The 9,310-nt window shown below is 40.3% G+C and carries 7 protein-coding genes; 3 read left to right on the top strand and 4 right to left on the bottom strand.

What is annotated here, in order from left to right; all coding sequences use genetic code 11:
- Positions 1-215: 215 nt before the first annotated feature.
- Positions 216-1,604, bottom strand: coding sequence for a cytochrome P450 (locus ACWATR_RS37785; protein ID WP_460344818.1), 1,389 nt, complete (start codon positions 1,602-1,604; stop codon positions 216-218).
- A gap of 634 nt (positions 1,605-2,238) precedes the next feature.
- Between ACWATR_RS37785 and ACWATR_RS37780 the strand changes: the two genes are divergently transcribed.
- Both ACWATR_RS37780 and ACWATR_RS37775 read left to right on the top strand, forming a co-directional pair.
- Positions 2,239-2,532 (top strand): hypothetical protein, encoded by a 294-nt coding sequence (locus ACWATR_RS37780; RefSeq protein ID WP_460344815.1) that lies wholly within the window; start codon positions 2,239-2,241, stop codon positions 2,530-2,532.
- A 448-nt stretch (positions 2,533-2,980) separates the two neighbouring features.
- Positions 2,981-3,106, top strand: a complete 126-nt coding sequence (locus tag ACWATR_RS37775) for a hypothetical protein (protein WP_460344812.1) — start codon at positions 2,981-2,983, stop codon at positions 3,104-3,106.
- A 583-nt stretch (positions 3,107-3,689) separates the two neighbouring features.
- Here the strand turns inward: ACWATR_RS37775 and ACWATR_RS37770 are convergent.
- Genes ACWATR_RS37770 through ACWATR_RS37760 form a run of 3 tightly spaced genes read right to left on the bottom strand, consistent with a single transcriptional unit; the run spans position 3,690 to position 8,480 of the window.
- Positions 3,690-4,607 (bottom strand): TniQ family protein, encoded by a 918-nt coding sequence (locus ACWATR_RS37770; RefSeq protein WP_460344809.1) that lies wholly within the window; start codon positions 4,605-4,607, stop codon positions 3,690-3,692.
- Positions 4,597-5,712, bottom strand: a complete 1,116-nt coding sequence (locus ACWATR_RS37765; RefSeq protein WP_460344806.1) for an ATP-binding protein — start codon at positions 5,710-5,712, stop codon at positions 4,597-4,599. Before ACWATR_RS37765 ends, ACWATR_RS37770 begins: the two co-directional genes overlap by 11 nt.
- Positions 5,712-8,480, bottom strand: coding sequence for a DDE-type integrase/transposase/recombinase (locus ACWATR_RS37760; protein WP_460344803.1), 2,769 nt, complete (start codon positions 8,478-8,480; stop codon positions 5,712-5,714). The genes ACWATR_RS37765 and ACWATR_RS37760 overlap by 1 nt, the downstream gene beginning before the upstream one ends.
- Positions 8,481-8,780: 300 nt before the next feature.
- Here ACWATR_RS37760 and ACWATR_RS37755 point away from each other — a divergent pair.
- Positions 8,781-9,310 (top strand): tyrosine-type recombinase/integrase (locus ACWATR_RS37755; RefSeq protein WP_460344821.1); only part of this gene is annotated, 530 nt, incomplete at its 3' end.

Genomic DNA, 9,310 nt, shown 5'->3' with positions numbered 1-9,310 from the left:
GCTGCTCTACAAAGGCGATCGCATCCTCCGGTAAAATCACCGTTAGTCCGTTGGGTTTATTCTGTCCTGATGCCATGAGTACAAATTCCTTGCTCATCGTAACGAAATGTAAAAAACTCAAAACCCTTGCGATTGCTTGTCTGTGACACGCTCCGCGAACACTTCGCTTTGCTCCGTTGGCAATGACATAGTTATAAATTTTCCCACCCACCTACTTAATAAGCAGTTTCTACTTGTTGATGTTTCCCATCTTTAGAAGCATTTGACACAATCTGCTTCAGTTGTACCTTCAGACCGTTTACTGGACGTAAGGTAATTGAAGGCTGTGGCACGATTGGATATCCTGGCACTAAGTCTATTTGGAAGCGTTGAGCGATCGTCGCCAATAATAAAGCCGCTTCCATCTGAGCAAAACCTTTACCTATACAAATCCTTGGCCCATCCCCAAAGGGAAAATATACTCCTTTAGGCAGTTGTTTTTCAAACTCTTGTGTCCATCTATTTGGTTGAAAAGCTTCAGGATTCTCAAAATATTTTGGATGACGGTGCATTACCCATTGGCTAATCATGATTGCCATACCTTGGGGAATATCGTAATCACCAATTTGGGTATCTACTGCTGCCTCCCGCCCCATGAGAGGTACCGGAGGATATAACCGCATTGATTCTTTGATAATTTGCTGTGTATAAACTAATTGCCCAAGGTCTTCGAGAGTTGGTAACTTTCCTTGCAAAACTTGATTAAGTTCTGATTCTAATTTTTCACGCACTTCAGGATTTTGTGCCAAGAGCATCCATGTCCAAGATAAAGTATTTGCAGTTGTTTCATGCCCTGCCAACATTAAGGTAGCGACTTCATCCCGCAGCAGTTTATCATCCATCTGCTGAAGAGTTTCTTCGTCTTTCGCTTCCATTAGCATTGTCAACAAATCATTGTTTTTTTCTTTACTATTGCGACGCTCTTGAATCAGTTTATAAATAGCTGCATCCATTTGGGCAATAGCATCACGATAACGGACGTTTTCAGGTCTTGGAAACCACTCCCATACCAAAAAATTTTGCCGCCGCTTACTTTCAAACCACTGCATTGCCACATCTAGAGCATTAGCAACAACTTTTGCTTCTCCTGCATCTACGTCAGCGCTAAATATGCACTTCATAACTATTTGCAGCGTCAGGTGCATCATATCTTCATGAACATCATGAGTTTCACCATCGTGCCAAGTTTGAAGGATTCGGTTGGTATACTCTACCATTGTTTCACTATATGCATTAATGCGTTTTTGGTGAAATACTGGTTGAGCAAGGCGACGTTGCCAAAACCATGATTCTCCTTCTGCGCTTAACAAGCCTTCTCCTAATAAGCTTTTTAAGGCGCGTAAGCCTCGGCTTTTAATAAAATCGTTGCGATTTTTGAGAACTTCTTCTATATATTCAGGATTAGTTACTAGACAACTAGATGTTAACCCTAACTGTAAAGGAACAATATCACCATAATCACGGCAACGAGTCAGAAATTTTAATGGGTCTTGCCCAAGTTCAAATAAATGTCCAACAATAGAGTTAGCTGAGGGTGCTGGCAAATCGAATACATCTTTAGCCACAGGAAAAAACCTCTAAACTTGTGTATATTCAAGAACATTAATTCACTGTTAATATTAAATTCCTCCCCCAATAGAAGGATTAGATTATATCTAAATGGCACGCTTGTTAAGCGCAAACCCATGTTGTAACTGGATGAAAGGGTATGGGGTATGAGGTTGCAGGTATTGGGGAATTAAGAAGATGTATCCCTCCTTGAGCAACTAAAATTTAATTGTCTTAGGGAGATCCAATAAATAAATAAATCAGCCCAGCCGTATCAATAATATTTTTGGCAAAACCGAGAGATTTAGGCTATGAAAGCCCTCAAGGCGAAAGCGACGGCTGGGCTGATTTATTCTTGGCAAATGTCTTAGGAGTCAAAAACGCAATCACATTTTTGACCTACAGTCTGATCAAGAAGCGATGCCTGCGGCGAGCTACGCTTACGCTTAATACTTGCATCTGTGCAACAGACTATGCTGGGACATCTACCCGAAAACAGATTTGTACACAATTAATAAATTCTTACAATTAGGGACTCGTATTTTCCATAAATTTGGTGTACCTTGTTAATTCTGTGCAAATTATTTATACCTAACTTCTCCCAAGTTTACTCAGACAACTTTTTTACCAATGCCTTCGAGGGAACAGCCAATGAAAACTTCTAATGATACAGATATTAAGAAGATCATCAAAAAATCCGACAAGCTTACCCTGAGACAGATGAAGATGATCGAGGAGGCTGAAGACCAACAACTTCTAGCTAATACTGCCAATTCTACTCCCCCTGTGGTTGAGGTTGAGGAGAAACCAGTAGCAATTTCTGAGCCTAGAGTTGCTGACTATATTCCGCTCCTTGATAATCCTCCAGTACAATCTGTGGGCAATTCCGGCTGGCAGGTTTCTGATGTCTGGCGCGATATTCGGGTAGATGATTTTTGTAATTAAAACAGACAATTTGTATTCCCAGACGGTTCTGCATCAAGGCGGTTGCAGCTATCCGCGCAGTATTACCGCCTGAGCAACTTTTGTAAACTATCTTTGCACTCAGTCAAAGTTATAGTTGCATTGTGCCTATAATAACTTACGGCTAACTATAACTGGAAGTTAGCACCCTGTAAATGGTTATCGCTTGGATGACGCATCAAAGGCGATACCAAGACAAACAAAATTTATCGGCAACGCAATAGTTTCTATTCGTTGCCAACATGCAGCCAGAGCGATCGCATGTTGGTGAAAGTGTTGTGTCTGGGTGTGGGTTTGCAGACTAAGTGAAATTTTTTTAACGCAAGAATAAGGGTTTGAGCAACCTTTGTTGCAGACTAAATGAAATTTTGTTGCAGACTAAGTGAAAAATTCCCCCTAAATTCGCAGACTAAATGAAATTTTCCACAAAATGGACATAAAACGTCTCAATTCATTACCACACAAGGCTTTGAAGCAAAACTTTGATTTTAGCGATGCCTACGGCGGGCTACGCCTACGCTCTGGGGCTACGAAAGAATCAGGGTTACACAAGTAGATTTTCAATTAGTCTGCAACGAAATTTCACTTAGTCCGCACGATGTGGGTTCGCAGACTAAGTGAAAAATTCTCAACGGAAGAATAGGGTTTCTGGCTTGTGTTGTCGCAGACTAAGTGAAAAATTGTCGCAGACTATTTGAAAATTTCCTACCAAATTCGCAGACTAATTGAAATTTTCCGCCAAATGAGGATAAAAAAGTGCAACTCTTTACAGTACAAGGCTTTGGAGCAATAATTCTGTAACTAGCGATCGCAGCTTCCCACGAAAAACTTAGGGTTTCAGAAACATAATTTTCAATTAGTCCGCGAATATTTTCACATAGTCCGCGACAATTTTCACTTTGTCCGCGAACCGACAACGAATTTCATTTAGTCTGCAAACCGACATGGGGTCAAGTAGTTTTAATCGTAGTTTATATCGGATAAAAGATAACAGATTCTTATTTTGTCTTACACCCCGATCGTGTATACTGTCACTGAAAGCATAAGATGAGCAAGTTGCTCACTTTATGGTTTCAAAACAGGTCGCTCATCTTATGCTTACGGAAAAGGAAGCAGCGTCCAGTAGCTCTGGTCTGGGTTCAACTGACTACACTCGGTATAATCGAGAGAATTTCCAAACCCTCAACAGGATTAATTCCAAGTTTGTAACACGACCTTAAAAATTTAGTGAGAGTAGGTTTTCGCCGATATTTAGCTGGCGGGGTAACTTGAGAAAAAGAAGTCGAACTAAGTGTTGGCATAGCGCCGAAAATCTGGCCAACAGATTGAGCAGCCCACTTTTCCCAATCAAACCGAGACCCCTGAGAAAAAGAAGTATTGTCGAAAAACCGACCCAGCCATGCATTACACACACAACAATAACCAAGAGAATTGCAGTCCAGATTGAGAAACTGTTGAAAACAACCACAGTACAAGCACCGCAGTTGTAGGTAACGTTGGTGAACTGGACAAACAGTTACAGCTTCTATTGTCCACAACAAAGGGTTATAAATAGGTTTTCCAGCTTCACGCCAGTCTTGATAGCAGCCAGAACACCAACGTTGTTCAGTATGGAAAATATGACTGAAGTTAAGCCGCCAGGAGTGCCATTGAAGTAAAGTCAGAAAACTCAGATCAAGCCTAGCAGTTAATTTCTCAACGATGGCAACCAGCTTTTCAACATGTTGCATTCGGTCTAACCAAAATTTAGCAGACTGCTGTTGTAAAAGTGCAGGCTCTCGATGCCAAGCATTGATGAGCATTTTGATAGCATCATCAGCTTTCAAGAAATCGGGTGGTTGGTTGCTCTGAATAAATAACGGCGTAATTTTATAGCGAATTAAACTAGCAATCGAGACACCATGTGCAGCAGCCAAGCGCTGTAAGTAACTAGTAAAACTTTCAACTGTGGGTGTACCAAAACCCATTGGTTTAAGAGAATAAAGATGGCTGCGTTTTGGAAGTTGGTTCATCGTTAAGTCCCACGACTCATAATTAGCCAAACTTTCAACCGACATTTTCACCACCTCCAACAGGACGACGTTGAGGTTTAGTATTACCAGTAGTAGAGCGACGAGATTTAGTATTGGTTGTATTGGTTGTCTGGGACGTGCTATGTGTAGCTGACCCATGATGAGATTCTAAACCTAAAGCAATTCTCAAAGCCGAACTATCTGGGGTAAACTCAAGTTGCTTTTCTCCTAATCGTGTTTCGTTGAAGATAATCATGCATTGTTCATGAGAGTAAGCAGAAGATTTTAAATGCGACAGAGTGAGAGTTTTAGCTCCATCCAGTAACGCCGTTGCCAATGCTTGACATAACCAATCTTTGAGAATACCGACACAACCGAAACTGCGTTCGTAGCAAAAATCCCAGTATTTAAGTAAATCAGGCTCTTCTTCAAAAGGTAAATGACGTTGAAAAGTTTGAACAACACCTCTGAAAGCTTTTAAATCTTCTTCATTCTCGACTTTGTATCGCTCCAAATGAATATCCAGGCTGCGCCTGCACAACTGGGCACTCAAGTTACGAAGTATCAACAAGTCATAAGTACCTGCCAGTACGAATTTGACTTGAGTAAGGTTTGCTAGCGACTTAATACAGTCTGTCTGGTCGCGTAATTTTCGACCACTGGCAACTTTACTGAGATTTTGTGCTTCATCAAGGCAAAAAACTTTCAGACGACGATGTTTAAGAGCAGCTTCTAAGGATGTTTTCAACTTCAAATTAGTAATTCGACCATAACTAGGTAACTGAATGCAAGGGTCTTGGAGAACGCCCAAAGCACGTAGATAAAAATCTTTCCAATCAAAATTACTAAATTCCGGGGTAGCAACTTCGATGTTAGCAATAGGAATAAAACCTTTATCTAGTTCCATTTCTTTGTGAAAAGAAGCTAGTAACCTTTGTGTGATGCGACGTAATAAGGTGGTTTTCCCTACACCTGTTGGCCCAAATAAAAAAATTAAAGAAAAGAATCCTGGGTCATCGATTGCATTTTTGAGTTTCTCTGCTGCTATTAATAATTTGGGGTGCGCCATTGTATATTGCTGGAAATAAGAAATTCTGTCAGCAATAGGTAGAATTAGTAATTCTTGAGGAAAGCTATAATCATGTGCCATTAGAACTCTCCATAATATTCAAGGGTTTCCGTGATATATGCAGTCAAATTGCTGATAGTTTCACAATTTTTACCTTCATTGGTCGAGTCATCTCCTGGACAATCATTATTTTCCTCTGCCGCAAATTCTGCCAAATTTAACTTTGGTTCCGGGATCAAAATATTTTGAATAATTTTGTGAACTTTGTCATGTTCAGTATCGCGCAAGCGTTGTTTGAGGATAGCGCCTTCTTGAGCAAATTTTGAGTTTAAAAATTCTACTAATTCGCGATCATTTATTATTAACTTACGTCCGTAATTGCGTTGGCGCTGATTAAGTTCTGCACTCGCCAGCCGAATTTCTTTTTCGGAACGTCCTTGGAAGTATTGATAGTAAGAAGAAATGCATTTTACCCACTGTCCTTGTGCTAGTGCATAAGCAATTCCTGCATTCCAAGGGTCGTAACGAACCCACAACATTGATTTTTCGATTTCTGGATCACGGAATACATCTGCCCAGTAATAAATATTGTGTATTTTGACACCCTTTCCTGGTTGAACTTTACGCTTTCGTTGATCTGGTGCTGGTAGAGTCAGAATCTGGAATAATTCGTCATATGCTACTCTTCGGTGTAAGCGACTTCCACCTGTTGCTAATCCGGTGACAAAAGCATCGCACGGACTAGTACCTAATGCCGGATGCAATCGTTGGTCATAAACCGAATATGCCCATTCACAAAAGGCAGAGTACAGTTCTTCTAGTGTCCAAATTGCTAATCTTTCTGGACTGACAGATTTGGTGACTTTACGGTGAAGGCGTTTGATTTGGGTGTTACCTTGCAACTCATGAATAAACTGCGTGTTGGCAGTCCCAAATAGTCTTTCAACAATTGAACCAAACCGAGCATGTGCTGGCGGTCGATACTTCAGCGTGCAAGTATAAGATGCCAATAATTGTTCAAAATAGTGACTGTGAAACTCTTTTCCGTTATCTACAACAATATTTTGCGGAAACCGTCCAAATCTAGCAACGCATATGCGAATTACCATCATACAATCACGGTAGCTTGGCTCATCGAAGGTCAGATAAACTGATAAAATTCTTCGACTATATGCATCAACCATGAAGGTTGCCCAGGGACGACCTAAATTCTGATGAATTGAGTTGTTTCTAGCAATATGACAATTAGTTAGAGCTTCCAACGAACTGACTAATTCAATGTCAATTTGAGTATGATCAATGTGGACAATCTCAAAAGGGCGACTGCCATGCTGTGGAGTAGTTTGCTTTAATTCCCAATAAAATGGTTCTTCGGAAATAGCCGCTCGATTACCAAGACGTTTTCTGGTTTGGTGATGTCCGCTTCGCTGTTTGATAGCTTGACAAAATGTGATTCTCGATGGTGGTTTGAATGGGGGATCATGGGTTTGGCAAGCTAAAACAAATGATTCATAAACCCGTAATTTTCTGCGTTGTTTGGGTGTTTCATAATGCTCCTTGATAAAATCGAGCATAAATTCTTGGGTTTGAGAATCAATTTTTGGAGTTCGATTGCCTTTATTGTTGTGTTTAGGCAGTAATCCCAGGTATCCCTGTCCATAAATGAGCAAAGCTTTTTGGTACTGAGTACGCCAACGACGGATTGTGCTGCTTGGATATGCTCTCAGAGCATCTCCTAAATATGGTTGTATTAAATTGTAGCGGCGGTTGGCTTCTATAATATCTTCACAAGTTGCGTGTTTAATAATTTCTGCCGCTGCTGCTTTAATATTTGAGGTTTGTGTTGTCTTATCTCCCACAATTCTACCTGTATCAATCAATGCTGTAAGCGCTAAATTTGGTAGTTCTATAAGTTTGCCATCTGCACGTAATAATCCAGTAGTGGTCGTCCCGGTATTTACTATCTCCCATGACTCTCCATCCCAAGAAATGTTAGTACCTACTGCTATTTTGAGTAATATTTGATTACTAGTTTGGGTTGTAGATTCTATTGAGTTAAGATGCTCATAAGATAAAGCAACATCTTGGTTAATAAATACGAATACAGTTTCCGGTTGCGAAAGTTTAACTTTATTAAGTTCTACGTAAAGTTTATCTGTGGCAATTAACCAATAAAGTACATCAGGATTTATTTCTTCATTTTGTAACAGTTCTGTCAGGGTGATTCCTAGATGATTGTTTACTGTGTTTACAATCAAACTTTGCTCGGTTTCGTCTATAATTTCTGATGAGTATCCGAAATAATCTAACAGCCAAATTAGATTTTGTTGGAAGTTCCAATTAATTAGAGCATCTGACCATACATGAAAGTCCAAACCATGACCATGAGCGTATTCTTCACCTGGGGGACAATGCCATTTGCCATCTAAGTTTTTGCAATAGCGATTTGGATTCAATTCGTTCAGCTTGTTAAGTTCAAGTTCTGTTTTGCATTCCTCCCAAAAAGCTGAATCTGTCCGAATTATAAAGAAATCGGGTGTATACTGATGTCTATTTTTTCGTCCGCTTTTGCTTTGATAGACTAATTCTATTGCTGGCGGTTGGTCGTAATATTCGAGTACGTATGGGTCATGTTCTAGTTCATAAATACGTGCTAATTCGTTATGATGGCTCTCGAATTGAATAGTACATCCCATTTTTCGACTAGGGTAACTACCACAAACGTTTTTCCTTGCCCCTGTTACTCGACGAGATGGGTTGCTGCTGCGAATCTCCTCAATGATTGCCTGCCCTGCTTGACTGAGGTCTTGTTGACGGCACCAGTTGTTAAACTCAAGGTTGTCAAGCATAATTCTTGGTTAGGAGAGAGTGTTGCGATCATTTGTCTCTCCTACTCTTTATCTCAGCACAAGGCTGTATATTTATGAACAAAGTGTTGAAAATGTTTGCTCAACTTATACTTTCTAAATCATATTTTTGCTCAACTTATGCTTTCAAAACTCCTATATTTATTTTTTCCTTCTTACATGGTTAATACGGTTTCAAGCAATCTGTTGCTCAACTTATGCTTTCAAAGTTGCTCATTTTATCCTTACAGTGACATATACTGAATTTTTAAATTTAGAGCCACCCAGTGCGATCGCATAATTATTGTGAATAACCCTGAACTAAATAATTTACCTCCGATTAAACTCATTCCTCTGAACGCTGAAACAGCATTGCTGACTGGGCGCACGGCTAGTACAAAACCACCAACCGATATTCGGTGGGTAAAAGTTCTGGAATTTTTACGCAGCAACAATCTCGCACCCAACAGCCGCAAGCTTTACGAACGCGAACTCAAAAGGTTTTTGGCTTGGAGTGAGCTGCACTATCATGAACTGCGTCCACGTCATCTTGCGCTATATAAAGAATATCTCCGTGATGAAATACTGACTGATGCAGGTAAACCGCTTTCAAAAAGCAGCATCAATGCAGGAATTGCGGCACTCAAAAGCTTTTTCAAATGGATGTGTTACACGTATCCTGAAATTATTTCTACTAATCCGACACTGGGGATAAAACTGGAAAAAGTGCCACTGCCACCAGCCCAAAGTTTGACCCCTGAAGAAATGGAGCGGGTTTGGTCAGCGTTGGAATTATTGGGAGAAACAAGGCAACGGGATACAGCACTGGTTCA

This window comes from Nostoc sp. UIC 10890, assembly GCF_054786515.1.
This window is presented reverse-complemented; position numbering and strand designations above follow the sequence as displayed.

Bases quoted from the DNA above. Each gene is read 5' to 3' on its own strand.
- ACWATR_RS37780 (WP_460344815.1), top strand. From the start codon at position 2,239: ATGAAAACTTCTAATGATACAGATATTAAGAAGATCATCAAAAAATCC.
- ACWATR_RS37775 (WP_460344812.1), top strand. From the start codon at position 2,981: ATGGACATAAAACGTCTCAATTCATTACCACACAAGGCTTTGAAGCAA.
- ACWATR_RS37770 (WP_460344809.1), bottom strand. From the start codon at position 4,607: ATGTCGGTTGAAAGTTTGGCTAATTATGAGTCGTGGGACTTAACGATG.
- ACWATR_RS37765 (WP_460344806.1), bottom strand. From the start codon at position 5,712: ATGGCACATGATTATAGCTTTCCTCAAGAATTACTAATTCTACCTATT.
- ACWATR_RS37760 (WP_460344803.1), bottom strand. From the start codon at position 8,480: ATGCTTGACAACCTTGAGTTTAACAACTGGTGCCGTCAACAAGACCTC.